The following is a 25478-nucleotide window of genomic DNA, read 5'->3' on the forward strand; positions in this document are numbered from 1 at the left end:
CCGGGCCGGAGGATGGCCAAAGGCGGGGAACCGCCGATTCGTTCATCAGGAAGCGACTATGCATGTAGAAGGTTTTTTCGAGTGGCTGGGCCAGGTACTGGGTTCGGTGATCCGTTTCATCGTCGACGGCCTGGGCGGGTTGTTCAACCTGCTGGCCAACGCCGGCGGCAATTTCATCGACGGCCTGGCGCGCACGCTGGGGATGGACACCTCGCTGGTCAGCATCCTGGCACTCATCGTCGGCCTGATGCTGCTGTACTCGGCAATCCGCGCGTTCCTGCGGGCGTCGATCGTCCTCGGGATCATCTGGGCGTTGCTGGGGTTGTGGGTGTTGAGTTGGGTGGTGCATTGAAGCCCTGCGGCCATCCTCTTGCAGGAGCGGCCTTGAGCCGCGAAAGGGCTGCGTAGCAGCCCCTGCGATCTTTGCCGAAGCGTCTGGACCCTGGGGCCGCTCTGCGGCCCTTTCGCGGCTCAAGGCCGCTCCTACAGGGGGCGCGTTGACTCAGCGGGCGCGCACTACCATTTCGCCTTGGCTCTCGCCAACCGCCTGCAGGTTCGGCCGGTACATCGACTCCACCTGCGGCGGCGGGATGCGGTAGCTGCCCGGCGTTACCGCACGGGCCAGGTACAGCAGGTGGGTGGTGCCGTAGCTGTCCAGCTTGAGCGCCGCCACGTAGCGATCGTCACGGTACTCCTGGTGTACCACGCTGGCGTTCTGCATCGACTCGCGCCACTGCTTCACCGCGCTGCTGGCGTTGTCCAGGCTGGCGGCGCTCTGGGCGAGGTTCTGGTTCTCCAGTTCCAGGCCTGCCGGCAGCAGGTCTACCACCAGCGCGTCCGGTACCTGGCTTTGCGCCTTGAGCGCCAGGTGCACCAGCACCAGGTCACCACTGCGCAGGCTACGCACATCCAGCGCCTGGCCATTCATGCCCAGGTACTCGCGACGGATCTCCAGGCCGTTGCCACTGGCAGCCGGGGCCTGGCGCGGGTAGCCGGACAAGGTCAGTTGCTGGTACAGCGTGTCGCCACCCTCGTTCTGCACGGTCAGCGGCGAGGCCAGCAGCGGGCCTTCGAGCTTCATGCCCGAGTCGTTGTTGCTGAACTCGCGGATCTCTCCAGCGCTGTCCAGGCGAGCTTTCCAGTTACCTTCTGGCTTGCCCAGCAGGCCGCGGCCAGCGAGGAACAGCGCGTTGCGCTCCTGAGTGGACAGCCAGCGGTTGGCGGCCAGTTCGTCGGACAGTGCGAACAGGCGCTGGTCGACCTGGTTGCCCGCCAGGCTGTTCTCCTGCAACAGCGCCAGGATCAGCGCCTGGTCACGCACGGCGCTGCCGTAGTCAGCCATCCAGCCTTTGCCTCGGCTAATCGCCAGACCGGCCTTGAGCACGTCCTGCGAACGCTGCTTGTCGCCCATCTTGTCCAGCGCCACCGCCAGTTGCACCAGCGGCAGGCCGGAACGGGCATCGGCGCGGCGATCGTACAGGCTGCGCAGGGCGCCCAGCGGCGCCTGCTGGCTGCGCGCCAGCACCAGGCCGGCGTAGGCCTGTACGGCGAAGCGGGTGTGGTCAGCGTCCTGGCTGTAATCGACTTCGATCAGGTTGCGCTCCTGCACATAACGCAGCAGGCGCTCGGTGGCCTTCTTCAGCACTTCGGCCGGCACGCCGTAGCCCTGCTCGCGAGCCCGCAACAGGAAGTCGGTGACATAGGCGGTCAGCCAGTACTCTTCCTCGCTGTCGGAGCTCCACAGGCCGAAGCTGCCGTTGTAGCGCTGCATCCCCAGCAGGTGCTCGATGCCCATCTCGATCTTGCGCTTGCGCACATCGGCCGGCTCGCCCTTGATGCCCAGGCGCTTGAGGCTGTCGGCGTCGGCATACAGCGACGGGTACAGACCGCTGGTGGTCTGTTCCAGGCAACCGTAGGGGTAGGCCTCGAGGGCGCGGATCTGCTCGGCCAGGTTCAGCGGTGGGCGGCTCGACAGCGCCAGGGTGGCTTCCAGGCCGGCTGGCTCGAACTCGGCCAGGTCGCTCTCAGGTAGATTCCAGGGTTGATCCTTCAGCGCCACGCGGTAGTGCTTGAGCATCGCCGGGTAGGCTGGGCGAACACCCAAGGTCCACTCGCGCTCGAAGGTGTTGGCCTGCTCGCCCGGCAGCTGCAGGCCATTGACCTGCACGCGTACCTTGCCCTGGCCCAGGCCGCCCTGGGCCTGTACCGGGATCATCAGCGTGGTGCGCTGGCCTTCGCCGAGGACGACGTTCTGCTGGGCGCCACCGACCAGGCTCAGTTGGCCTTCGGTGACCAGTTGCACGGTCAACTGCTGGGCGCGGCCGGACAGGTTGGCCAGGTCCAGCGCCAGGCTGGTGCGGTCGCCGCCGGCGAGGAAGCGCGGCGCCGACAGCTCGGCGATCAGCGGCGCGGCGACCACGGTCTTGCCTTCGGCCACACCGAAATGCTCTTCGGTCCAGGCCTGGGCCATCAGGCGCAGTTCGCCGTTGAAGTCGGGGATATCGACCGTGACCTGACCCTCACCCTTGTCATCAAGCGTCACCGGCACGCTCTGCTGGGCGACGATGGTCACCGTGGTGTTCGGGCGCTTGCCGCCCTTGGCCATGGCGGCGTCGCCACCGAAGGCGAGGCTGGCCAGGCGGCCCTGGCCGGCTTCGATCAGTTGGCCGTAGATGTCCAGTTGGTCGGCGCCATAGGCCTTGCGCCCAAACAGGCTGGCAAACGGATCGGGGGTCTTGAAGTCGGTGATGTTGAGGATACCTACGTCTACCGCAGACAGCAGCACATGGATCTGCTTTGGCACGCTGCCGTCGGCATTGGCGGCCTTGAACTTCACCGTCAACGGCTGTTTGGGCCGCATCTTCTCCGGTGCCTGCAAGCTGACCGCGAGCTTGCGCTCGGCACGGTCCAGCGGCAGGTGCAGCACGCCCACGGCGCGTTTGGGAGTGGCGTTGGCCTTGCGCTCGCCGGGGCGAATCACCAGGGCGCTGATGTACAGGTCATGGCGTGCCCACTTCTTGTCCAACTCGACGTCGAAGGTCTTGCCCTCGGCCGGTACATCGATTTCCTGCCACCACAGCGGGCCATCGGCGGACTCGATCATCAGGTAGCCACTGCCAGCGGCCGGCGGGGTGACAGTGACCTTGGCGGTGCTGCCTTCTTTATAGGCCGGCTTGTCCAGGGCGATCTTCACCTGGTCGGGGCGCACGGCACCGCCTTCGGCGTTGTCCTGGGCACGGTAGCCGGCCCAGAAGCGCTCGCTGGAGACCAGGCCGGTCTGTGGGTCTTCCACTTCGACACGGTACGGGCCCCACTCCACCTGGAAGTTCAGCTTGGCGGTGGAACCGGCCTTCACGCTGACGGTTTCCTCGGCCTGGGTGAGGAATTTCTCGTTGTAGTTGTAGCTCCAGCCGTCGCTCTGCGAATAGTTCCAGTAGTAGTCGCGGCGCTCACGGATCAGGCGCACCTTCAGATTGTTGGCGGCAAGTTTCTTGCCGTCGCGGTCGGCGACCAGGAACTCGAACTCCACCGGGCCATCGCCATCGGTCTCCTCGCCATCGAACAGGCCACGCAGGCCCGGCAGGCGCTCGGCGGGCCAGATCGGTTGCTCAAGGCGGCGGGTGATCGGCCGGCCACCGGACTCCTGCAGGCTGGCCTGCACGGTCAGTTGCAGCGGCGAACGGGCCTCGGCCCAGCGGCTTTCGATTTCGATGCGGGCCTTGCCGTTCTGGTCGAGGGTGACCTCGTCCAGCTCCAGGTCCTGGTTCAGGTCGGTCTCGGTGATCGCGCCGAACTGGTAGCCCGGCAGTGCCTTCACCGCTTCGCGCAGCGGGCGCACGTAAGCCTGGCCGCTCAGGCGGTTGCCGGCGGCGGGCGCACCGTAGAGGTAGCGGCCGTTGACCTGGATCGACGCGGTCTCGTCCGGCGACAGCGGCGCGCTGCTGCCCTTGAGTTCCAGCGCCAGGCGCTCGGGAAGGAAGTCCTCGACGAGGAATTCATAGACCTGCTTGCGGCCACCACCCAGGTCCAGCAGCAGTTGCCAGCGGCCGGTCGGTGCCTCGGTGGCCAGTTGCAGCTGGTACTGGAACAGGCCGTTCTGGTCAGCCTCCCAGACGAACTTGCGGCTGACCTGTTCGTCGGGACGGCGCACTTCGACGCTCACCGGCTGGGCCTTGACCGGCTTGCCGTCCTGGTCGCGCAGCAGACCGTTGAGCAATACGGTTTCGCCCGGGCGATAGAGGTCACGCGGGCCGAAGATGAAAAACTGCAGCGGGTTGGCCTGGGGGCCGGTGATGTCGAACTCGGCCAGGTCCAGCGCGGCAGTGTTCAGGCGCAGCAAAGTGGTGTGCACGCCCTGGGTGGCGATCAGGGTGTCAGCTTTCGCGGTAATCGGCAGTTGGGCGTGGCCATCGCCATCGGTCTTGGCCTGGGCCAGCAGCTTGCCCTTGTCGTCGTGCAGTTCGAGGGTGACGTCCTTGAGCGCCTTGCCGCCTTCCAAGGCCTGGGTGAACACGTCCAGGCGATCGCGGTAGCGGTGGGCGGATACGCCGATATCACTCAAGGTGAACAGGGTCGCCGGCTGCGAGTAGTCGTAGGTGCCCGAGGCGCGCATCACCGCCAGGTACACGCCCGGCTCCTGCAGCGGCTTGATCCCGGCGATCGGCAGCAGCACGGTCTCGCGGGTGTTGCGCGCGGGGTTGAGGTCGAAGCGGCCGCTGTAGACCAGTTCGGCCATGTCCAGGGTTTCCTTGGACTGGTAGTAGTACAGGCTGGAGTTGCGGCCCCAGTTGACCAGGAAGGTCGAGAGCATGTCCGGCTTGATGCGGAAGAACTCGACATCGACCTTGTCGACGTTCAGGGCGATCACCGGCAGGCCTTCGGCCAGGCGCGTGGGCAGCAGCGAGCCACGGCTGGCGAAGCCCACGGTGGGTTGCATGTCGCGGGTTTCGAAGCGGCTGACCGATTCGGCTTCCAACGCGTTGCCGTTGACCGACAGCAGGCCCTTGTCGATGGTCAGGACCATCTTGCGCTGCGGCTCCAGGTGGCGCAGGCGCAGTTCCATCTGGTTGTCGGAGAGTTCCCAGGCGCCGTCGACCTTGCCCTTGACGGTGTCCACCAGGTGCAGCTTGGCGGCGAAGTCCTGGTTGGCATCCAGCGGCGCGGAGACGCTGACCGACAGGGTACTGGCGCCGTCGAGCTGGACTTCCGAGACGTCCAGCACGGTCAGCTCGCGGCCGGCGTAGCGCTTGGCGAGCGCGGCCGGGTCTTCGCGCGTGGCCGCTTTGGTCTCGACGGGCGCGACGGCGGTGGCGGCGTCGGCAGGCGCTGGTGGCTTGTCCGGCGTGGAGGAATCACAGGCACTGAGCAGGGCCAGCGCGCAGGCCAGCAACAATCCTTTGTTGAGCATTTGAGAGAGAACTCTTCGGCAGCGTGTACGTGAGGGCAGCAACTATAGCGTAACGGCGGCTCGCTTACCTGACGAAGCGTGGCAAGTGCGACGCGGTTCGCGCAGATGGGGTGCCCGGCCGCTACAATGCGGCCACATCATGCAGAGAGGCTGCTGTGCAGCCTTTCGCCGGCAAGCCGGCTCCTATAGGGATTGCGCAGAACCTGTAGGAGCCGGCTTGCCGGCGAAAGGCCGCGCAGCGGCCCACCATTCTCCAGGACCCCAGATGCCCTCACTGTCCACCGCCTGGCGCGACCAGCCCACCCACCGCAAGGTCTGGGGCCTGGCCGTGCCGATGATCCTGTCCAACATCTCGTTGTCCCTGGTGGCCCTGGTCGACACCGCGGTGATCGGCCACTTGCCACACGCCCACCAGCTGGGCGCGGTGGCGGTCGGCGCCACCCTGTTTGCCTTCATCGTCGGGCCGATGGGCTTCCTGCGCATGGGTTCCACCGGTTTCGCCGCCCAGGCCGCCGGCCGCGCCGACGGTGCCGCGCTGCGCCAGGTGCTGGTGCAGGGGCTGTTGCTCGCGCTTGGCTTCGCCCTATTGATCGGTTTACTGGCCCTGCCCTTCAGTCAGTTGGCACTGAAGAGCATGCAACCCAGCGAAGCCCTGCTCGCCTCCACCGAAACCTTCTTCCACACCCGCCTGCTCGGCCTGCCGGCAGCACTGGCCTGCTATGCCCTGGTGGGTTGGTTCCTGGGCACACAGAATGCCCGGGCGCCCTTGGCGATCATGCTCACCACCACCGTGCTCAACATCGCCCTGAACCTGTGGTTCGTGCTCGGTCTGGACTGGGGCGTGCTCGGCTCGGCGCGGGCCTCGGTGATTGCCGAGTGGAGCGCCGCCCTGCTTGGCCTGGCACTCACCCGCCCGGCGCTGCGTGCTCATCCCGGGCGCATCGTCTGGGCCGCCTTGAGACGTTGGCAGGCCTGGCGCCCCCTGCTGGCGGTAAACCGCGACATCTTCCTGCGCAGCCTGGCGCTGCAGCTGGTGTTCCTGCTGCTGACCGTGCAGGGCGCGCGCCTGGGCGAGGCCACCGTGGCCGCCAACGCGCTGTTGCTCAACGGCCTGCTGCTGACCGCCTATGCCCTCGATGGCCTGGCCCACGCGGTCGAAGCCCTGTGCGGCCACGCCATCGGCGCCCGCGACCGTGCAGCCTTGCAGCACACGCTGGTGGTCGCAGGTGGCTGGTCGTTGATTGCCAGCCTGGGCTTCGCGGTGCTGTTCATCCTGGGCGGGCACTTGTTCGTCGATCTGCAGACCGATATCGCCAGCGTGCGCGAGGCGGCGTATCCGTACCTGCCCTACCTGGCGGTGCTGCCGTTGATTGCGGTGTGGAGTTATCTGCTCGATGGGCTGTTCATCGGCGCAACACGGGCGCGGGAGATGCGCAATGGGATGTTGGTGTCGGTGGTGGTCGCGTTGCCTGTGGCGTTTGCCCTGCGCGGGTTCGGCAACCATGGGCTATGGATGGCGTTCCTGCTGTTCATGGCGTTGCGGGGGGGGACGCTGGCGTGGATGGGATGGAAACTGCAGCAACGGGGGTTATGGGTTTGATGAAGTTGGGGCCGCTTTGCGGCCCATTCGCGGCACAAGGCCGCTCCTACAGGAGATTGCGATTACCTGTAGGAGCGGCCTTGCGCCGCGAAATGAGGGTGCAGCCCTCACCTACGAAGCTACAGCCACACACAATCCCAATGTGAATACTCGCCAACACGTTTGACCAGCCCTGCACGAATGGGATTGCCAATGATGTAGCGGGCAGCGGCCTTGATGTCATCATCTTTACGCAAAGCCCGATCGTGAAAGCCGGGCTGCCAGATACGTTGACGAACTGCTCCGGCTCGAAAGAGCACGCAACTGCTTCTGGATTTGAATGCACGCATCAGACTGCTCAAACTGCCTTTCCTGAGTTCGACCAGCCAGTGCAGGTGATCAGGCATGAGTACCCAAGCCAAGGACTGGCAAGCGCCCTCCTGCTCACTCGAACGAAGTTGTTGGATGACTGTCCTGGCAAGAAGCAGGTCAGTGAAGAGCGGTATGCGATTTCGGGTAATGGTTGTAAGCAGGTATGGACGACCTGTCTCTGAATAGCGCCCTCTACGCAGGCGGTGGTTGCCTTGATGCTCCATGCGACACTCCTTTGAACATTGCATTCAAAGTTAGCCGCATGGGCCGAACCGCTTTAGGAGAAAGCATTTCAGATTGTGCTTTCGGTGATGCCCGTTCGCGGCACAAGGCCGCTCCTACAGGAGATCGCGATTACCTGTAGGAGCGGCCTTGTGCCGCGAAAGGGCCGCAAAGCGGCCCCGGCGATTACGAAGACAGGTACGACGAGCGAGTCAACCCAAGACGCAACGCATCGAGGAACTGCGTCCGCTCCCGCGCACTGATCCGTGCGCTGGCCACCTTGTCGCGGTAGTGGGTCATCAACTCCTCCGGCGACAGGTGCACATAGCGCAGCATGTCCTCGATGGTGTCGTGGGTCTCGATACCGGCGTGGTACACACTGCCGTCGGCGTTCTGGTAGATGTTCACCGAGTCGGTGTCACCGAACAGGTTGTGCATGTCGCCCAGGATTTCCTGGTACGCGCCCACCAGGAACACGCCCAGCAGGTAGTCCTCGCCCACTTTGACCGCATGCACCGGCATGCTGGTCTCGATGCTCTGCTCGTCGACGTACTGGTTGATCTTGCCGTCGGAGTCGCAGGTCAGGTCCTGCAGCACCGCGCGACGCAGCGGCTCTTCGTCCAGGCGGTGCAGCGGGATGATCGGCAGCACCTGGCCGATGGCCCAGGTGTCCGGCAGGCTCTGGAACACCGAGAAGTTGCAGATGTACTTGTCGGCCAGCTTGTCGTTCAGCTCGTCCAGCACCTGGCGGTGCGAGCGCTGGCGGGCCTTGAGCGAGTTGTGCAGGCGACGGCACACGGCGAAGTAGCACTGTTCGGCCAGCGCTTTCTCGGCCAGGGTCAGCTTGCCGTCGGCGTACTGCGCAGCCACGTCACCCATGTAGTGGGTGGCGCGCCAGTACGTCTCGGTGACCATCTCGATATCGGTCGGGCCCAGCAGGTCGGCCAGCCACTGCACGGTTTCGGGCAGGCTTTCCTTGTTCTCGATCACCGGCATTTCGTCGTTGTGGCTCTCGACGTCGGTCACCTGGATCACCAGCATGGCGTGGTGCGCGGTCAGCGAGCGGCCACTCTCGGAGAAGATGTGCGGGTGCGGCAGGCCCTGCGCGTCGCAGAACTCCTTGAGCATCCCGACCACCACGCCGGCGTAGTCGTCCATGTCGTAGTTGATGGAGCTGGCGTTGCGCGAGTGGGTACCGTCGTAGTCGACACCCAGGCCACCACCGACGTCGATGTGGTCGACCGGCAGGCCCAGGGCACGCAGCTCGCCGTAGTAACGGATGGCTTCCTTGAAACCGTGCTGGTAGTCGGCCAGGTTGGCGATCTGCGAACCCATGTGGAAGTGCAGCAGGCGGATGCCCTGGTCGAGCCCGGCGTCACGGAAGCGCTGCACCACCGAGATCAGCTGGGCGGCGGACAGGCCGAACTTGGACTTCTCGCCCCCGGTGTCGGCCCACTTGCTCGACGCCAGCGACGACAGGCGCACACGCAGGCCGACCTGCGGCTTGACCTTCAGCTCCGCGGCTTCCTCGATCACCAGGGCGACCTCGGATTCCTTCTCGATCACGATGAACACGTTGTGGCCGAGCTTCTGGCCCATCAGCGCCAGGCGAATGAACTCACGGTCCTTGTAGCCGTTGCAGACGATGGTGCCGCCTTTCGGGGCCAACGCCAGCACAGCCAGCAGTTCGGGCTTGGAGCCGGCTTCCAGGCCGATGGAGACGTCCTGGGTGGCGATGATGTTCTCGACCACCGCTTCCTGCTGGTTGACCTTGATCGGGTACAGCGCGGTGTACTGGCTCTGGTATTCGAGGCGCGCGATGTTGGCGTCAAAGGCACCGGTCAGCTGGCGCACGCGATCCTGAAGGATGTCGGGGAAACGGACCAGCAGCGGCAGCGACAAGCCGCTCTGGCGCAGCTCCTGGACCTGCTCGAACAAGTCGATCGGTGCGCTGTCCGGGCCGTTGGGGCGCACTTCGACGCGCCCGGCTTCATTGATGGCGAAATAACCAGCGCCCCAATGGCGGATGCCATAAACACTGCGGCTGTCGGCCACGGTCCACTGGCTACCATCGTCTTTGCGTGTGCGTCGTACGGACATTCAAGTCCCCTATAGATAAGTCCAAGACACTGCCCCGTCAGGTGGCGGGCGCAGTGTAGAAGCTGAAAATGACGAATCGTCCGTGCCCCCGGATAGACCCTGGCCACGGCATCGAGTTTAGAAAGCGCTGGGCGAAAAGTCGCGCGACGGCCTCAGCCGCCGGATTTCTTCGCCTTGAAGCCCTGTTTGATCAGCTCGCCGAGCAACAGTTCGACGTGGTCGCCCTGAATCTCGATGACCCCGTCCTTGAGCGCGCCGCCGGTGCCGCAGCGACGCTTGAGCGTGCTGGCGAGCTCCTTGAGCTGGTCGAGGGGCAAGGGCACGCCGGTGATCGTGGTCACGGTCTTGCCGCCACGCCCTTTGCTTTCACGGCGCACACGGGCGATGCCATCCCCTTCGGGGATGACCAATTGGCTGCAAATGCAGGCGTCCACCGGTTTGCCACAGTCGGGGCAGTGCCGACCGGCATCGGTGGAATATACGAGACCGCCTAGGGCGGCGAAGGAAGAAGCTTTCTTGGCCACTTTTGTTCCTCTGTGCTGAGGACAAAAACTGGTCGACGGGAGCCGACCGCGAAGCCCCACTCTGGCAGGGGCGGCGCTACTGCCGCAAGGTCCTGCGACAGCCCGAAAAGGGCGCGCAGTGTAACGATAAATCCGGCGGTTGCTAAGTACAGGATTGCGCCATTTTACAAAAGTTTTGCGACCTGCCCGGCGGGCGGGCCGCCTCCCCGGCCAGGATGCCCATGCCAGAGCCCACGACCAAACACCCGGTTACCAAACGAGACTGGCAAATACCGCGGCGACAGCCATAGTCCGATCTCTTCAGATACTCACGAAGGGGTCGCCCAATGCCAATACCAGAGATCAGCGCATTCATCGCCCGCTGGCCCGAGCTGCGCCTGTCGCCCTCCCTCCCATGGCAGGTCACCCAGGGCAGCCATGACCGGATCCTGGCGATGCACAGGCGGCTCCCGGCAGGCTATCGCGTCCAGGGCGATTGCGCGATTCACACAACCGCGGTCGTCGAACCGGGCGCGGTATTGAAAGGCGCGATCATCGTCGGGCCAGGCTGCCTGGTGGCCGCAGGAGCCTACCTGCGTGGCGGGGTCTACCTCGGCAGCAACTGCATCGTGGGCCCCGCCTGCGAGGTGAAAAGCAGCTTCATGCTCGACGGCAGCAAGCTGGCACATTTCAATTTTGTCGGCGACTCGCTGATCGGTGAAAACGTCAACATCGAAGCGGGCGCAATCATTGCCAACTACCGCAATGAGCTGGATGGGGCGGCTATCGTCATCCGCCACGACGGCGCGGTGATCCAGACACGGGCCAGGAAGTTCGGCGCCCTGGTTGGTGACGCCTGCAAGATCGGCGCGAACGCCGTCATCGCCCCCGGCGCGCTGCTGGCGCCACGCACCCATGTGCCGCGCCTAGGCTTGATCGACCAGTTCGCCTACGGTTGACGGCGGGCCTTGTAACGCTCCAGCGCAACCAGAGAGTCGGGGCAATACGACAATTTCCCACACTCGGCCTCGATTTGCCCGAGGCTCAAAAAACGCGCCTCGCTCACCTCCTCCGGTTGCAGGCGCAACGGCCCATCCCAGACCGCCGAGTACACCGCACACCACAGGCGATTGCCCGGCTGCTCGAAATAGAACGTCTCGTGAAAGCGCAGTTCGACGCCACTCACACCCAACTCCTCGGCCAACTCCCGGGCCGCCGACTGGTCATAGCTTTCCTGGCAGGCGACCATGCCGCCCGCCGCCACATCCCAGTACCCCGGGTACAGCGCCTTGCTCAAGGTGCGACGATGCACGCACAGCTCACCGCGGCTGTTGAACAGCAGAATGAAGGTGCAGCGCCCGATCTGGCCGCGCTCGCGCAGTTCGGCCCGAGGCAGGGCGCCGAGCAGTTGGTCATGCTCGTCGACCCAGGCCACCAGTTCGGCGTCGGAGGCCGCGCGGTGCGCGACCTCGGCAGGATTGATAGGCATCTCAGCCCTGCGACAACAACTGGCGCAGGTCGATGACCGCGGCGTTGGCTCGGGAGATATAGTTGGCCATCACCAACGAGTGATTGGCCCACATGCCGAAGCCGCTGCCATTGAGCACCATCGGGCTCCACAACGCTTCCTGCGAGGCTTCCAGCTCGCGGATGATCTGCCGCACGCTGACCGTGGCGTTCTTCTTCGCCAGCACGTCGGCGAAATCCACCTCGATGGCGCGCAACAGGTGCGACAGGGCCCAGGCCTGGCCACGGGCCTCGTAGAACACGTTGTCGATCTGCAGCCACGGCGTCTCGACCACTTCCTCGTCGACCTGCGGTGCCTGGCCTGGGGCCACGGACTCGGTCTTCAGGGTGTTGTTGAGCTTGACCCGGCCAACGCTGGCCGACAACCGTTGCGACAGCGAGCCCAGGCGGGTGGCCACGTCGCCCAGCCAGTTGTTCAGGTTGTCGGCGCGGGTGTAGAAGATCGCACCCTGGTCGCCCTTGGCCAGGCGGACCTGGTAGCGGTTCAGCGACTTGATGCCCTCTTCGAACTCCGACTCGCTCGACGGCAGGATCCAGCTCTTGTTGTCGAAGTTGAAACGCGGCTCGGCCTTGGCCAGGTCGGCGTCTTCGGTCGACTGCGACTGGGAACGGGCAAAGTCCTTGCGCAGGGCACGGGACAGGTCGCGAACCTGGACCAGTACGCCATATTCCCAGCTCGGCATGTTGTCCATCCACAGCCCGGGCGGGAAGCGGTCGTTGGAGATGTAGCCGCCCGGCTTGTCGAGCAGGGTGCCGGCGACGGTCTTGAGGGTTTCGACGGTGGTATAGCCGACCACCATCTGCTGGCCGTTGCGCTCGGCGGCGGCCTGGGCGTTCTGCTGCACCGGGAACAGCGCCGGCTCCTGGCTCCAGTACCAGCCCAGGCCGATGCACACCAGCAGGTACAGGCCGATCAGGGTCCCCAGGGCCCGGCTCCAGAGGCCGCCCAGGTAGCTACGGGTGGCGGCGCGACGGGTATCGACCCGTTCGCGGGGCTCGGCCTTGGCCTCGCGGTTTTTCCAATCCAGCATGGCATTGTCCTTAATCAGTCTCGACAGTTCAGGGCTTGGACCACAGGCCGCAGCCAGGGTGCCACGACAAGCCCGCGTCGCAGCACTATAAAGCAGACGCCGCCATTCGTATAAGCGACCAGTGGGTCAGCAACTGAATTATCGGCCCGTGAACACTTTGTTGACCTTGGGCACTCGCTTGTCGGAAAGCAGTGCTAGCATAGAGCCATCATCGAACCTGAACCCCTCCCCTTATAAGTAGTCAGGACATGACCCAGTCAGCCGAGCCCAGCCACGAGCGCCTCAAGCAGCATTTCGCCCAACGGGTCATCCACCAGGCCCGGCAGATCCTCGAGATCTGGCAACGCCTGCAACGTGGCGAGTGGTCCAACGGCGACCTGGGCGAGCTGTGCGAGGCCAACCTGCGCCTGCAGCGCTACGCCGAGCGCTTCGAACAGCCCGAGCACGGCACCCTGTCGGCGGCCATCGGCCAGACCCTGCGTGCCATCGAGGCCAACAGCGCACGGCTGAATTCCGAGCTGATCGGCGAGCTTAACCGCCTGATGCAACGCCTGTCGCGCACCGGCCTGCGCAAGGGCGACCAGCTCGACAACGTGCCCCTGCCACCACTGCGCAAGCCGGTGTATATCGTCCTGCAGGACCATGACCGTGCCGAGCGCCTGGCCCAGCAGCTGGAGTTCTTCGGCCTGACCGTGCAGGCCCTGTACAGCGCCGAGGCGTTCCAGGCGTCGATGAGCGAGCGCCTGCCGTCGGCGATCATCATGGACGTGGACTTCACCGGCCCAGGTATCGGCCTGCAACTGGCCGCCCAGGCCCAGCAGGGGCTGGAACAGCACATCCCGCTGCTGTTCTTCAGCCTGCATGAGACCGATACCCCGACCCGCCTGGCCGCCGTGCGCGCTGGCGGCCAGGAGTTCCTGACCGGCACCCTGGAGGCCTCGAGCCTGCTGGAAAAGGTCGAGCTGCTGACCAGCGCCACCCAGTACGACCCGTTTCGCGTGCTGGTGATCGACGACTCCCGCGCCCAGGCCATGCACACCGAGCGCCTGCTCAACAGCGCCGGGATCATCACCCGCACGCTCACCGAGCCAATCCGCACCATGAGCGAGCTGGCCGACTTCCAGCCCGACCTGATCATCCTCGACATGTACATGCCCGAGTGCAGCGGCACGGAGCTGGCCAAGGTGATCCGCCACAACGACCGCTATGTCAGCGTGCCGATCATCTACCTGTCGGCCGAGGACGACCTGGACAAGCAACTCGACGCCATGAGCGAAGGCGGTGACGATTTCCTCACCAAGCCGATCCGCTCGCGCCAACTGATCACCACCGTGCGCAACCGCGCTGCCCGCGCCCGCCACCTGAAGGCGCGGATGGTGCGCGACAGCCTGACCGGGCTGTACAACCACACCCATATCCTGCAACTGCTCGAAGATTGCAGCTTCCGCGCACGCCGCGAGGAACAGCCGTTGAGCTTCGCCATGCTCGACATTGACCATTTCAAGAAGATCAACGACCGCCATGGCCACCCCATGGGCGACCGGGTGATCAAAAGCCTGGCGCTATTCCTCAAACAGCGCCTGCGCAAGACCGACTACATCGGCCGCTACGGTGGCGAAGAGTTCGCCATCGTCATGCCCAACACCGCGCTTGAGGCTGCGCACAAGGTGCTGGACGAGATCCGCCGGCGTTTCGCCGAGATCCACTACCCCGCGCAGCCCCACGACCTGCAGTGCACGTTCAGCGCTGGTGTGGTGCAGTTGGAGGAAAACCTCGACGCGCTGACCATGGCCAGTGCCGCTGACGAGGCGCTGTACCGGGCCAAGCATGCGGGCCGCAACTGCGTCGTAAGAGTCGACCCATAACCTCGGAATCCACACCGACCTTGTAGGAGCGGCTTCAGCCGCGATCACCAGCAAAGCTGGTGCCACTCGCTGCGGCGCCTGGATCGCGGCTGAAGCCGCTCCTACAGGGATGGCGGCACTGTGCCACTTTTTTTATGGCGCCAACCCGCCGTCGTCATCACCCCGTCACAAAACAGCAATAACTTCAGGCGCCTCCCCCCGCAGGAAGTTCGCGGCTATGCGCCTGAAGTGGCTGACCAATTTCAACACCCTGTTGCTGGTGACCGTGTGTATCGCCCTGGGCGCGACCCTGTGGTGGTCGCAACGCGCCCTGGAGCGCCCCTATCAGATGATGGAGCGTTATCTGGGCCTGTCACAGCAGTTCCAGAACGACGCCGCGCGCAACACCCAAGCCTATCTGGCCAGCGGCGACGCGCTGCGCCATGCCTCGGCCATGGAAGCAAACAAGCAGTTGCAGGCGGCCCTGGCGGACTGGCCAGAAAACCTGTCGGCCAAGCTGCAGCCAAGCCTGGACAGCCTGCAAGCCTTCACCGCCAACGAGCTGCTCGCCGCCGGCAAGCTGGCCGGCGATCCACAAGCCCTGTTGCTGCAGGCCGAGCGGGAGCTGGGGGCGAGTCTCGAGCAACTGTCCGGCTACGCCCGCAACAGCGACAGCCCTGACGCCGGTCGCTACCTGGCGCCCCTGTTCGAGGCTTCGCTGCACCTCGGCCGCCTGTCCCTGGCCCGTGACAAGCTGGTCAGCAGTGGCCGCGCCGAGCTGGCCGACGAGGTGGAGCGCGAGCTGCAACTGATCGCCAGCCAGGCCCAGGCCATCGACAGCCTGCCACTGCTCGGTGTCACCCGCACTGCCGAATCCAATGCCGACGACTTCGCCGCGATGATGGGCCTGGAGGCCCAGGCCAGCACCCAGCAGGAGGACATCGCCGTGGGCCTGAAGCGCGAGCTGCACAGTTTGCTTGGCCGCTACCCCGCCGAGCTGCAACGCACCCGCGAGCAGATCGAGCGCCGCGCCGCCCTGGCCGCCAGCACCGGCGAGCGCCTGGAGGCGGTGCAGCAGGCCATCGCCGGCCTCGAGCCCGAGGTGCGCGGCTTGCACGCCATGATCGCCGGCGAGGTGCGTCTGATCCAGGGCTTGATGATCGGCCTGATCCTGCTGATCGCCCTGTTGATCGACACCCTGCAACGTCGCCTGGCCAGCACACTGACCGGCCTGGCCCCGGCCCTGTCGCGCTGGGCCGAGGGCGATTTCGCCCAGGCCATCGCGCTGGGCAAGACCAACCGCGAACTGCACGACATCCAGGCATCGCTCAACCGCCTGCGCCAGTACCTGGTGGAACTGGTCGGCACCATTCGCCACAACGCCGAGCAGGTCGCCGGCAGCAGCCACGCCCTGGCAGGCATGAGCAGCGCCCTGCACGACGGCGCCGAACGCCAGGCCGGCGACACCGCGCAGATCCGCGATGCCCTGGGTGAGCTGGAGGCGACCATCCAGCAGGTGGCCGGGGATGCCAGTTCGGCTGCCGATGCCAGCCGCGATGCCGGGCGCGCCGTGGAACAGGGCCAGGCGGTGATCGGCCAGAGCCTCTCCGGCCTGCGCTCGCTGGTGGACGAGGTGCAGGGTAACGCGCGCATGATCGAGCAACTGGCCGAGGAGTCGGCGACCATCGGTGGCGTGCTCACGGTGATCCGCGCGATCGCCGAACAGACCAACCTGCTGGCGCTCAACGCGGCCATCGAAGCGGCCCGGGCTGGCGAGATGGGCCGTGGTTTCGCCGTGGTCGCCGACGAGGTGCGCTCGCTGGCCCAGCGCACCACGGGTGCCACCGGGGAGATCCAGGCGCTGATCGACCGGCTGCAACAGGCAGCCCGCGAGTCCGTGGTCGGCATGCGTGCGCAGTTGGAGCACGCGGAGGCCACCGCCAGCCAGGCGCAGTCGGCCGATGGCGCGTTGGATGCGATCGTCAGCGCTATTCGCACCATTTCCGACACGGCGGTGCGGATTGCCGATGTGACTGCGCAGCAAACCGGAGCGGTGAGCGAGATTCGCGATCACAGCGAGCGGATTCATGAATTGGGTGAGGACAACCTGCAGCGCATTGGTGAAGGGCGTGAACAGGGGGAGCAGTTGCTCAAGCTGGGGGGCGAGCTGAATACGGCAGTGCGGGCGTTCCGCCTTTGAGAAAAATGCCAGCAGTACTGGCCCTTTCGCCGGCAAAGCCGGCTCCTACAGGTACCCTGCCAGCTTCAGGATCGACACCATACCTGTAGGAGCCGGCTTTGCCGGCGAAAGGGCCTGCACAGGCACCACCAGGCCAGCGGCCATGTGTCGCCCCCGCAGGCAACGTGGCCCCAACTGCAGCCAACTCCGCTATCATGCCCGCCACGTTCCACCTCGCGAGTCCGCCATGCGCCGCCTGTTTTTCCTGCTGCTCCTGCTGCTGGCCAGCCCCGTCTTCGCCACGGGCCTGCTCGACAACCGCCCCAGCGCCACCCTCGGCGCCGCCTCCAACAACACCGACTTCCTGCCGGTGCACGAGGCCTTCAAGCTCAGCCTGGTCCAGGCCGACGCGCACAGCATCAAGCTGCGCTTCGTCGCCACCGACGGCTACTACCTCTACCGCCACCGCTTCCAGTTCCGCACCGAACCCGCGGACATCACGCTGGGCACGCCGGACATCCCCAAAGGCGAGGCCAAGCACGACGAGTTCTTCGGTGACGTCGAGGTGTACCACGGCGTGCTCGACATCGAGGTGCCGCGCAACGACCCACGCGCCTTCACACTGTTGGTGGGCTACCAGGGCTGCGCCGACAAGGGCCTGTGCTACCCACCGGAAACCGAACGGCTGAGCATCGACGGCGAAGGCGCCCCGCTGCCGGTGGCCGGCGAGCAAGGCTGGACCTGGAAATCCCTGCTGCTGTTCTTCCTCGCCGGGGTCGGCCTGACCTTCACCCCGTGCGTGCTGCCCATGCTGCCGATCCTCTCCGGCGTGGTGTTGCGCGGCCAGGTCGGCGGCCTGCGCGGGCTGTCGCTGTCGCTGGCCTACGTGCTGCCGATGGCGGCCAGCTTTGCTGTGCTGGGCGCGCTGATGGGCCTGTTCGGCGCCGGGCTTAACTTGCAGGCGCGCCTGCAATCGGCCTGGGTGCTGGTGCCGTTCGCGGCGTTCTTCGTGCTGTTTGCCCTGGCCATGTTCGGGTTGTTCGACCTCAAGCTGCCGCACGCCCTGAGCAGCCGCCTGGATACGCTGGCCCATCGCACCAAGGGTGGCTCGCTGCTGGGCGCGGCAGTGCTGGGTGTACTGTCCAGCCTGTTGGTCTCCCCTTGCGTCTCGGCCCCACTGGCCGGCGCGCTGCTGTATATCAGTGCCAGTGGCGATGCCCTGGGCGGTGCGCTCAAGCTGTTCGCCCTGGGCCTGGGCATGGGCGCTCCGCTATTGCTGGTAGCCACCGGTGGCGCCGCCTGGCTGCCCAAGAGCGGGCCGTGGATGAACACGGTGAAGAACGCCATTGGCGTACTGCTGCTGGGCCTGGCCATCGGCCTGCTGAGCCGCGTGCTGCCTGGGCCGGTGACACTGCTGCTGGTAGCCCTGCTCGCGGGCGGTGTGGCGCTGTTCCTCGGCGCCCTGGAGTTCGTGGTCAAGACGCCGCGCCAGCGCCTGGCGCAACTGCTCGGCCTGGCCCTGCTGGTGTACGCCCTGGCCTGCGGGTACGGCGCCCTGAGCGGTCAGGGCGACCCGCTGCGTCCGCTGCCCCCACCGGTCATTGCCGGTACCGCGACGGCGGTGAAGGCCGATACCTGGCAAACCATCACCACCCCGGCCGCCCTCGATGCAGCCCTGGCCGACGCCAAGGCCGCGGGCCAGCCGGTACTGCTGGACTGGTACGCCGACTGGTGCATCAGTTGCAAGGTGATCGAGCACGAAGTGCTCAACGCCGAGCAGGTACGGGCGCAACTGGGCGCCTTCCGCCTGCTGCGCTTCGACATCACCGAGAGCAACGCCGAGCAGCGCGCCCTGCTCGACCGCTACCGCCTGTTCGGCCCGCCCGCGCTGATGTTCTTTGCAGCGAACGGCAGCGAACTGACCGCTGATCGGGTCATTGGCGAGATAAACGCCGGCGATTTCGCCCAGGTTCTGGCGCGTGTGCACGGCCAACTCGGTCTATAACTCCCTGCGACCTGTGAAAAATCTCGCCACAAGTGACCAGAGTTAATCATCTGGTCACATACTTTGCGCGAACCTCGGACATCGTGCCGGCTATTGCCGGGAACTGGACACCCATCGCCGGTTCCGGCATAGTCGCCGCGCTATGTCGAATTGCCCTACAAAACCAAGGAATCGCAGATGGCAACCCTACTGGTGCTGCACGGCCCCAACCTGAACCTGCTCGGGACCCGCGAACCGGGCCACTACGGCGCCGCCACACTGGCGCAGATCAATCAGGACCTGGAGCAGCGCGCCCGCGCCGCCGGCCACCATCTGCAATACCTGCAGAGCAATGCCGAGTACGAATTGATCGACCGTATCCATGCCGCGCGCAACGAAGGCGTGGACTTCATCCTGATCAATCCGGCTGCTTTCACCCACACCAGCGTCGCATTACGTGACGCATTGCTCGCGGTGAGCATCCCATTCATCGAAGTGCACCTCTCGAACGTGCACAAGCGTGAACCGTTCCGCCACCACTCCTACTTTTCAGATGTAGCCGTAGGCGTGATTTGCGGCCTCGGTGCCACCGGTTACCGGCTGGCCCTGGAGTCCGCGCTGGAACACCTGGCTGCCAACGCACAGCCCTGATGACACAAGGCCTTGGCCCCTTGCGGGCCGAGGCTCAGAAGAAACGTTTTCGACACGTTTTCAAATTACGTCCCCGACCGAACCTTGGGAGTTGATGATTAATGGATATCCGTAAAGTCAAGAAGCTGATCGAACTGCTGGAAGAGTCTGGCATCGACGAACTGGAGATCAAGGAAGGCGAAGAGTCCGTTCGCATCAGCCGTCACAGCAAGACTCCGGCCGGCGCCCAGTACTTTGCCGCCCCGGCCCCGATGGCCGCTCCGGTCGCCGCCGCCGCACCGGTTGCCGCTGCCGCTGCCGCCCCGGCCGCTGAAGCCGCTGCCGCGGCTCCAGCCCTGAAAGGCACCGTGGTTCGTTCGCCAATGGTCGGTACCTTCTATCGCAAGCCTTCGCCAACTTCGCCAAACTACGCCGAAGTCGGCCAGGCCGTGAAGAAAGGCGACACCCTGTGCATCGTCGAAGCCATGAAGATGATGAACCACATCGAATCCGATATCGGCGGTGTGATCGACGCCATCCTGGTGGAAGACGGCCAGCCGGTTGAATTCGACCAGCCGCTGTTCACCATCGTTTGATTCGCGGAGAACCAACGATGTCTGGGAAACTTGAAAAAGTCCTGATCGCCAACCGTGGGGAAATTGCCCTGCGGATCCTGCGTGCCTGCAAAGAGCTGGGCATCAAGACCGTCGCCGTGCACTCCACGGCAGACCGTGAACTGATGCACCTGGGCCTGGCAGACGAGTCGGTCTGCATCGGCCCTGCATCGTCCAAGGATTCCTACCTGCACATCCCGGCGATCATCGCCGCCGCCGAAGTGACAGGTGCCACCGCTATCCACCCGGGTTACGGCTTCCTCGCGGAAAACGCCGATTTCGCCGAGCAGGTGGAAAACTCCGGCTACATCTTCATCGGCCCGAAAGCCGACACCATCCGCCTGATGGGTGACAAGGTGTCGGCCAAGGACGCGATGATCAAGTCGGGCGTGCCGACCGTGCCGGGCTCCGACGGCCCGCTGCCGGAAGACCCGGAAACCGCACTGGCGATCGCCCGCGAGGTGGGTTACCCGGTGATCATCAAGGCCGCCGGTGGCGGTGGTGGTCGCGGCATGCGCGTGGTGCACAAGGAAGAAGACCTGATCGAGTCGGCCAAGCTGACCCGCACCGAAGCCGGTGCCGCCTTCGGCAACCCGATGGTCTACCTCGAGAAGTTCCTGACCAACCCACGCCACGTGGAAGTGCAGGTACTGTCCGATGGCCAGGGCAACGCCGTGCACCTGGGCGACCGTGACTGCTCGCTGCAGCGCCGTCACCAGAAAGTACTGGAAGAAGCCCCGGCCCCAGGCATCGACGAGAAGGCCCGCCAGGAAGTCTTCAAGCGTTGCGTCGACGCGTGCATCGAGATCGGCTACCGCGGTGCCGGTACCTTCGAGTTCCTGTACGAGAACGGCCGCTTCTATTTCATCGAGATGAACACCCGCGTCCAGGTCGAGCACCCGGTCTCGGAAATGGTCACCGGCATCGACATCGTCAAGGAGATGCTCAGCATCGCCGCTGGCAACAAGCTGTCGTTCCGCCAGGAAGACGTGGTCATCCGCGGCCACTCGCTGGAGTGCCGGATCAACGCCGAAGACCCGAAGAAGTTCATCCCGAGCCCAGGCAAGGTGAAGCACTTCCACGCCCCGGGCGGCAACGGCGTTCGCGTCGATTCGCACCTGTACAGCGGCTACTCGGTTCCGCCGAACTACGATTCGTTGATCGGCAAGCTGATCACCTACGGCAAGGACCGCGACGAAGCCATGGCGCGCATGCGCAATGCCCTGGACGAGATCGTCGTCGATGGCATCAAGACCAACATCCCGCTGCACCGCGACCTGGTGCGTGATGAAGGTTTCTGCAAAGGCGGCGTCAACATCCACTACCTCGAGCACAAACTGGCCAACCAGGAGTGATCGCGTTAGCGTGATGAAAAAACCCCGGCCCCGCGCCGGGGTTTTTTATTGCCCCCCGGCTTGCACGACCCCGTGTAGGAGCGGCCTTGTGCCGCGAAAGGACTGCGTAGCAGTCCCAAGGTTTCAATGTGGTGCATGGATCGCTGGGGCTGCCGTGCAGCCCTTTCGCGGCACAAGGCCGCTCCTACAGGGGCCATGCCTCCTTCTGACTTCTCTACAAACCCCCGACACTCGCGTAAACTCCCTGTCTTTCGCGCAGCCTCGGGCTGCCCCTGTCGATTTACCAAAGGTGCCCGCCATGCCCTGGCTGCAAGTACGCCTGGCCATCAGCCCGGAACAAGCCGAAACCTACGAAGACGCCCTGCTCGAAGTAGGCGCCGTCTCGGTGACGTTCATGGACGCCGAAGACCAGCCGATCTTCGAACCCGACCTCAACACCACCCCGCTGTGGTCGCACACGCACCTGCTGGCCCTGTTCGAGGCCGACGCTGAGCCTGACGCGGTATTCGCCCACCTGCAATTGCTGACCGGCAACGACCTGCCCGAGCACCAGGCCGAAGTCATCGAGGACCAGGACTGGGAGCGCAGCTGGATGGACAACTTCCAGCCCATGCGCTTCGGCCAGCGCCTGTGGATCGTGCCGAGCTGGCACGAGGCGCCGGAGAAGGACGCGGTCAACCTGCTGCTCGACCCGGGCCTGGCCTTCGGCACCGGCACCCACCCGACCACCGCGCTGTGCCTGGAATGGCTCGACGGCCAGCAACTCGACGGTACGCAAGTGCTGGACTTCGGCTGCGGCTCGGGCATCCTCGCCATCGCCGCGCTGCTGCTCGGCGCCCGCGAAGCGGTCGGCACCGACATCGACGTGCAGGCCCTGGAAGCCTCCCGCGACAATGCCCAGCGCAACGGCATCGCCGACAATCTGTTCGCCCTGTACCTGCCCGAGCAGATGCCGGCCATGCAGGCCGACGTGCTGGTCGCCAACATCCTGGCCGGCCCGCTGGTGTCGCTGGCACCGCAATTGTCCGGTCTGGTCCGCCCCGGTGGCCTGCTGGCATTGTCGGGCATCCTCGCCGAACAAGGTGAGGAGGTGGCCGCCGCCTATGCCGCCGACTTCGAGCTGGACCCGATCGTCGTTCGCGATGGCTGGGTACGCATCAGTGGCCGCCGCCGCTAAGCGCGCCTAGACTCAACTCCTGCACAGCTCCCCGGATCGCCGCATGACCGACAGTTTCGTCACCCAGTGCCCGCATTGCCAGACCAGCTTTCGCGTCACCCATCATCAGTTGAGCGTGGCCCGCGGCGTGGTGCGCTGCGGCAACTGCCTGCAGGTGTTCAATGCGGCGAAGCAGTTGCTGGAACAGAACCGTGCCGCCAGCGACCGGGGCGCCGCAGTGCCAGCCGAGCCGGCGCCCGCAGCGCCACCGTTGCCCGTGGCACCACCGGTCGCCGAACCGCCCGCCGCGGACGAAGACGATTGGGCCGTGACTGCCGAGGAGCTGGACGCCCTCGACCTGGACTCGGAGCTCGCACGCCTGGAACGCCGCAGCCCCGCCGAGCGCCAGGCGGCCATCACCGCTGGCACGCTACATGCCCGACGTGACGACCAAGGCAGCGAGGAGCCGACAGACGAGCTGTTCGGCACCGCTACCGATGACGACCTCGCCCCGCCACCGGAGCGCGAAACGGCCCCAGTGCTGCTGGAACAGGCGCCGCTAGAGCCGGATCTGGACGTCGACGAACGCACCGAACCCACCCTGGGCACGACAGATCTCGACCTGGACGACGAGCTACCGGTACGCCACCAGGCGCTGGATGACGACCTCGACACACCGAGCACGCCGCTCGCCACTCACGATGAGCCGCTACCTGAAAAGGGCTTGTCCGCACTGGACGATGAGGTACGTGGCGAGCGCCTGTCGGCCCATGACGAAGACGTGCTGGACGATCACCCCGTCGAGCGCCTGGAACCCAGCCTGCTGGGTAAGCCCGAGCGCCCGAACAAGGAACCCTTGGTCGATGTGGTCGACGATCCGCTGCAACTGGCCTGGGAAAAACCCGCGCCCAACTGGGGCAAGCGCCTGCTGTGGGGCTTCCTGACCCTGCTGGCCGCCGGCCTGCTGGCGTTCCAGTACGTCTGGTTCCATTTCGACGAGATGGCCCGCCAGGACCAGTACCGCCCCTGGTTCCAGCAGCTGTGCCCGATGGTCGGCTGCCAGGTACCGACCCGTGTCGACATCTCGCGCATCAAGAGCAGCAACCTGGTAGTGCGCAGCCATCCGGACTTCAAGGGCGCGCTGATCGTCGACGCGATCATCTACAACCGCGCGCCCTTCGCCCAGCCCTTCCCTTTGCTGGAGCTGCGCTTCGCCGACCTCAACGGCCAGCTGATCGCCAGCCGGCGCTTCAAACCCAGTGAATACCTGTCGGGTGAGCTGGCCGGTCGTGGCGAGATGCCCAGCCAGACCCCGATCCACATCGCCCTGGACATCCTCGACCCGGGGCCGAAGGCGGTGAACTACAGCCTGAGCTTCCGTTCGCCGGAGTAAGCGACAAGCGGCAAGCTTCAAGCCGCAAGTAAAAGCCTACCTGTAGGCCTCTTGCAGCTTGAAGCTTGTCGCTTGGCGCCGGGTGTCATAACGCCGCAACTGTTCAGATTTTATCCAGATTCATCTTTATCCGGTCATCGAGAGCGGGTATCATGCCATCCCTTTTTCGAACTCCAATGATTCGGCCCCACAACAGGGAACACCTATGTCGGCGGTACGCATCGGCCCTTACACACTGCAGAACAACCTGATCCTCGCGCCCATGGCCGGGGTCACGGACCAGCCTTTCCGCACACTTTGCAAACGCCTCGGGGCGGGCATGGTGGTATCGGAGATGGTCACCAGCGACATGAGCCTGTGGAACAGCCGCAAGTCGAGCCTGCGCCGCATCCACGAAGGCGACGCGGAGCCGCGTTCGGTGCAGATCGCCGGTGGCGACGCGCAAATGATGGCGGCGGCGGCCCGGGCGAATGTCGAAGCCGGCGCACAGATCATCGACATCAACATGGGCTGCCCGGCAAAAAAAGTCTGCAACAAAGCCGCAGGCTCTGCTTTATTGAGAGATGAAGCCTTGGTCAGCGAGATCCTCCACGCCGTGGTCGGCGCAGTGGAGGTCCCGGTGACGCTGAAGATCCGCACCGGCTGGGACCGGGCGAACAAGAACGGCCTGAACGTGGCGAAGATCGCCGAACAGGCCGGTATCCAGGCGCTGGCGGTGCATGGCCGCACACGCGCCGACCTGTACACCGGTGACGCCGAGTACGACACCATCGCCGCGATCAAGCAGGCGGTGTCGATCCCGGTGTTCGCCAACGGCGACATCACCTCGCCACAAAAGGCCCGGGCGGTGCTGGACGCCACCGGCGCCGACGGCCTGCTGATCGGCCGCGCCGCCCAGGGGCGGCCGTGGATCTTCCGCGAGGTCGAGCATTACCTGCGCACGGGCGAGCACCTGCCCGCACCGGCGCTGGACGAAGTAGAACGCATTCTGCTGGAACACCTGGCCGCGTTGCATGCCTTCTATGGCGATGTGATGGGCGTGCGTATCGCCCGCAAGCACGTTGGCTGGTACCTGGCGACCCGACCCGGCGGCAAGGAGTTCCGCAGCCGGTTCAACGCCTTGGAAGACACACAAGCGCAGTGCGCCAACGTTCAGGCCTTTTTCGCCGAGCGTCGACAGAGCCTTGGGACAGAGGACGAACAAGGGGTGGCCGCATGACGATGATGACCGAGACATTAGTGAGTGGAACAACGCCCGTGAGCGACAACGCCAACCTCAAGCAGCACCTGAACACGCCGAGCGAGGAGGGCCAGACGCTCCGCGACAGCGTCGAGAAGGCGCTGCACAACTACTTCGCCCATCTGGAAGGCGCCACCGTCACGGACGTGTACAACCTGGTGCTCTCGGAAGTCGAGGCGCCCTTGCTCGAATGCGTGATGAACTACGTCAAGGGCAACCAGACCAAGGCCAGCGAGATGCTCGGGCTCAACCGAGGCACGCTGCGCAAGAAGCTCAAGCAGTACGATCTGTTGTAAGGCCAGAACCCCAACCAGAAAAGGCGCTCATGCAAAAAGGCGCCTT

The 25478-nt window shown here is 65.2% G+C and carries 19 protein-coding genes; 13 read left to right on the forward strand and 6 right to left on the reverse strand.

Annotated features, from left to right (window positions below; genetic code table 11):
• Nucleotides 1-58 precede the first annotated feature (58 nt).
• A complete protein-coding gene (locus tag NGM28_RS00570) occupies nt 59-352 on the forward strand; it encodes a hypothetical protein (RefSeq protein WP_240064882.1) in 294 nt (97 codons plus the stop codon).
• A gap of 150 nt (nt 353-502) precedes the next feature.
• Here NGM28_RS00570 and NGM28_RS00575 read toward each other — a convergent pair whose 3' ends face one another.
• Nucleotides 503-5407, reverse strand: a complete 4905-nt coding sequence (locus NGM28_RS00575; protein ID WP_252088389.1) for an alpha-2-macroglobulin — start codon at nt 5405-5407, stop codon at nt 503-505.
• A 265-nt stretch (nt 5408-5672) separates the two neighbouring features.
• Here NGM28_RS00575 and NGM28_RS00580 point away from each other — a divergent pair, with 265 nt between their 5' ends.
• On the forward strand, nt 5673-7007 hold the full coding sequence (locus NGM28_RS00580) for an MATE family efflux transporter (protein WP_252088390.1): 1335 nt from the start codon (nt 5673-5675) through the stop codon (nt 7005-7007).
• Nucleotides 7008-7126: 119 nt separating this feature from the next.
• Here the strand turns inward: NGM28_RS00580 and NGM28_RS00585 are convergent, their stop codons facing one another.
• The 3 genes from NGM28_RS00585 to NGM28_RS00595 all read right to left on the reverse strand — a co-directional run bounded on the left by NGM28_RS00585 (nt 7127) and on the right by NGM28_RS00595 (nt 10204).
• The gene (locus tag NGM28_RS00585; protein WP_252088391.1) at nt 7127-7582 is read right to left on the reverse strand and encodes an REP-associated tyrosine transposase; all 456 of its coding nucleotides are present in this window, start codon (nt 7580-7582) and stop codon (nt 7127-7129) included.
• Between the two features lie 184 nt (nt 7583-7766).
• A complete protein-coding gene (gene speA, locus NGM28_RS00590; RefSeq protein ID WP_252088392.1) occupies nt 7767-9680 on the reverse strand; it encodes an arginine decarboxylase in 1914 nt (637 codons plus the stop codon).
• A 152-nt stretch (nt 9681-9832) separates the two neighbouring features.
• Nucleotides 9833-10204, reverse strand: coding sequence for a translation initiation factor Sui1 (locus NGM28_RS00595; RefSeq protein WP_011535863.1), 372 nt, complete (start codon nt 10202-10204; stop codon nt 9833-9835).
• Between the two features lie 326 nt (nt 10205-10530).
• On the opposite strand from NGM28_RS00595, the gene NGM28_RS00600 reads away from it, so the two are divergent.
• A complete protein-coding gene (locus NGM28_RS00600) occupies nt 10531-11142 on the forward strand; it encodes an LbetaH domain-containing protein (RefSeq protein WP_240064886.1) in 612 nt (203 codons plus the stop codon).
• Here NGM28_RS00600 and NGM28_RS00605 read toward each other — a convergent pair.
• Together NGM28_RS00605 and NGM28_RS00610 are read right to left on the reverse strand one after the other, a co-directional pair.
• Nucleotides 11133-11672, reverse strand: a complete 540-nt coding sequence (locus NGM28_RS00605) for an NUDIX hydrolase (protein WP_252088393.1) — start codon at nt 11670-11672, stop codon at nt 11133-11135. The two genes, NGM28_RS00600 and NGM28_RS00605, sit on opposite strands and share 10 nt — an antisense overlap.
• Before the next feature lies 1 nt (nt 11673).
• Nucleotides 11674-12741 (reverse strand): DUF2333 family protein, encoded by a 1068-nt coding sequence (locus NGM28_RS00610; RefSeq protein ID WP_252088394.1) that lies wholly within the window; start codon nt 12739-12741, stop codon nt 11674-11676.
• 248 nt (nt 12742-12989) lie between these two features.
• Here NGM28_RS00610 and NGM28_RS00615 point away from each other — a divergent pair, with 248 nt between their 5' ends.
• The 10 genes from NGM28_RS00615 (at nt 12990) to fis (ending at nt 25432) form a co-directional block, all read left to right on the forward strand.
• A complete protein-coding gene (locus NGM28_RS00615) occupies nt 12990-14606 on the forward strand; it encodes a response regulator (protein ID WP_240064889.1) in 1617 nt (538 codons plus the stop codon).
• A 433-nt stretch (nt 14607-15039) separates the two neighbouring features.
• Nucleotides 15040-16785 carry a methyl-accepting chemotaxis protein gene (locus tag NGM28_RS00620; protein ID WP_502943815.1) on the forward strand — a complete coding sequence of 582 codons (1746 nt, stop codon included), beginning with the start codon at nt 15040-15042 and terminating at the stop codon, nt 16783-16785.
• Nucleotides 16786-17011: 226 nt separating this feature from the next.
• Nucleotides 17012-18769: a protein-disulfide reductase DsbD gene (locus NGM28_RS00625; RefSeq protein WP_252088396.1), complete on the forward strand. Its 1758-nt coding sequence runs from the start codon at nt 17012-17014 to the stop codon at nt 18767-18769.
• A 177-nt stretch (nt 18770-18946) separates the two neighbouring features.
• Entirely contained in the window at nt 18947-19399 is a 453-nt protein-coding gene (aroQ, locus tag NGM28_RS00630) for a type II 3-dehydroquinate dehydratase (protein WP_011535870.1), read from the forward strand.
• Between the two features lie 101 nt (nt 19400-19500).
• Nucleotides 19501-19974 (forward strand): acetyl-CoA carboxylase biotin carboxyl carrier protein, encoded by a 474-nt coding sequence (accB, locus tag NGM28_RS00635; RefSeq protein ID WP_240064892.1) that lies wholly within the window; start codon nt 19501-19503, stop codon nt 19972-19974.
• 17 nt (nt 19975-19991) lie between these two features.
• The gene (accC, locus tag NGM28_RS00640; protein WP_046854114.1) at nt 19992-21347 is read left to right on the forward strand and encodes an acetyl-CoA carboxylase biotin carboxylase subunit; all 1356 of its coding nucleotides are present in this window, start codon (nt 19992-19994) and stop codon (nt 21345-21347) included.
• A gap of 298 nt (nt 21348-21645) precedes the next feature.
• Nucleotides 21646-22524: a 50S ribosomal protein L11 methyltransferase gene (gene prmA / locus NGM28_RS00645; RefSeq protein WP_240064893.1), complete on the forward strand. Its 879-nt coding sequence runs from the start codon at nt 21646-21648 to the stop codon at nt 22522-22524.
• Nucleotides 22525-22567: 43 nt separating this feature from the next.
• The gene (locus NGM28_RS00650; protein ID WP_252088397.1) at nt 22568-23896 is read left to right on the forward strand and encodes a DUF3426 domain-containing protein; all 1329 of its coding nucleotides are present in this window, start codon (nt 22568-22570) and stop codon (nt 23894-23896) included.
• Nucleotides 23897-24101: 205 nt separating this feature from the next.
• Entirely contained in the window at nt 24102-25115 is a 1014-nt protein-coding gene (gene dusB, locus NGM28_RS00655) for a tRNA dihydrouridine synthase DusB (protein ID WP_011535875.1), read from the forward strand.
• Nucleotides 25112-25432, forward strand: coding sequence for a DNA-binding transcriptional regulator Fis (gene fis, locus NGM28_RS00660; protein ID WP_011535876.1), 321 nt, complete (start codon nt 25112-25114; stop codon nt 25430-25432). The genes dusB and fis overlap by 4 nt, the downstream gene beginning before the upstream one ends.
• Nucleotides 25433-25478: the final 46 nt, after the last annotated feature.

This window comes from Pseudomonas sp. MWU13-3659 (assembly GCF_023757525.1).
Classification (GTDB): domain Bacteria; phylum Pseudomonadota; class Gammaproteobacteria; order Pseudomonadales; family Pseudomonadaceae; genus Aquipseudomonas; species Aquipseudomonas entomophila_E.

Excerpts from the sequence above, each read along its gene's own strand:
- NGM28_RS00570 (WP_240064882.1), top strand. The coding sequence starts at position 59 with ATGCATGTAGAAGGTTTTTTCGAGTGGCTGGGCCAGGTACTGGGTTCG.
- NGM28_RS00575 (WP_252088389.1), bottom strand. The coding sequence starts at position 5,407 with ATGCTCAACAAAGGATTGTTGCTGGCCTGCGCGCTGGCCCTGCTCAGT.
- NGM28_RS00580 (WP_252088390.1), top strand. The coding sequence starts at position 5,673 with ATGCCCTCACTGTCCACCGCCTGGCGCGACCAGCCCACCCACCGCAAG.
- NGM28_RS00585 (WP_252088391.1), bottom strand. The coding sequence starts at position 7,582 with ATGGAGCATCAAGGCAACCACCGCCTGCGTAGAGGGCGCTATTCAGAG.
- speA (WP_252088392.1), bottom strand. The coding sequence starts at position 9,680 with ATGTCCGTACGACGCACACGCAAAGACGATGGTAGCCAGTGGACCGTG.
- NGM28_RS00600 (WP_240064886.1), top strand. The coding sequence starts at position 10,531 with ATGCCAATACCAGAGATCAGCGCATTCATCGCCCGCTGGCCCGAGCTG.
- NGM28_RS00605 (WP_252088393.1), bottom strand. The coding sequence starts at position 11,672 with ATGCCTATCAATCCTGCCGAGGTCGCGCACCGCGCGGCCTCCGACGCC.
- NGM28_RS00610 (WP_252088394.1), bottom strand. The coding sequence starts at position 12,741 with ATGCTGGATTGGAAAAACCGCGAGGCCAAGGCCGAGCCCCGCGAACGG.
- NGM28_RS00615 (WP_240064889.1), top strand. The coding sequence starts at position 12,990 with ATGACCCAGTCAGCCGAGCCCAGCCACGAGCGCCTCAAGCAGCATTTC.
- NGM28_RS00620 (WP_502943815.1), top strand. The coding sequence starts at position 15,040 with ATGGAAGCAAACAAGCAGTTGCAGGCGGCCCTGGCGGACTGGCCAGAA.
- NGM28_RS00625 (WP_252088396.1), top strand. The coding sequence starts at position 17,012 with ATGCGCCGCCTGTTTTTCCTGCTGCTCCTGCTGCTGGCCAGCCCCGTC.
- aroQ (WP_011535870.1), top strand. The coding sequence starts at position 18,947 with ATGGCAACCCTACTGGTGCTGCACGGCCCCAACCTGAACCTGCTCGGG.
- accB (WP_240064892.1), top strand. The coding sequence starts at position 19,501 with ATGGATATCCGTAAAGTCAAGAAGCTGATCGAACTGCTGGAAGAGTCT.
- accC (WP_046854114.1), top strand. The coding sequence starts at position 19,992 with ATGTCTGGGAAACTTGAAAAAGTCCTGATCGCCAACCGTGGGGAAATT.
- prmA (WP_240064893.1), top strand. The coding sequence starts at position 21,646 with ATGCCCTGGCTGCAAGTACGCCTGGCCATCAGCCCGGAACAAGCCGAA.
- NGM28_RS00650 (WP_252088397.1), top strand. The coding sequence starts at position 22,568 with ATGACCGACAGTTTCGTCACCCAGTGCCCGCATTGCCAGACCAGCTTT.
- dusB (WP_011535875.1), top strand. The coding sequence starts at position 24,102 with ATGTCGGCGGTACGCATCGGCCCTTACACACTGCAGAACAACCTGATC.
- fis (WP_011535876.1), top strand. The coding sequence starts at position 25,112 with ATGACGATGATGACCGAGACATTAGTGAGTGGAACAACGCCCGTGAGC.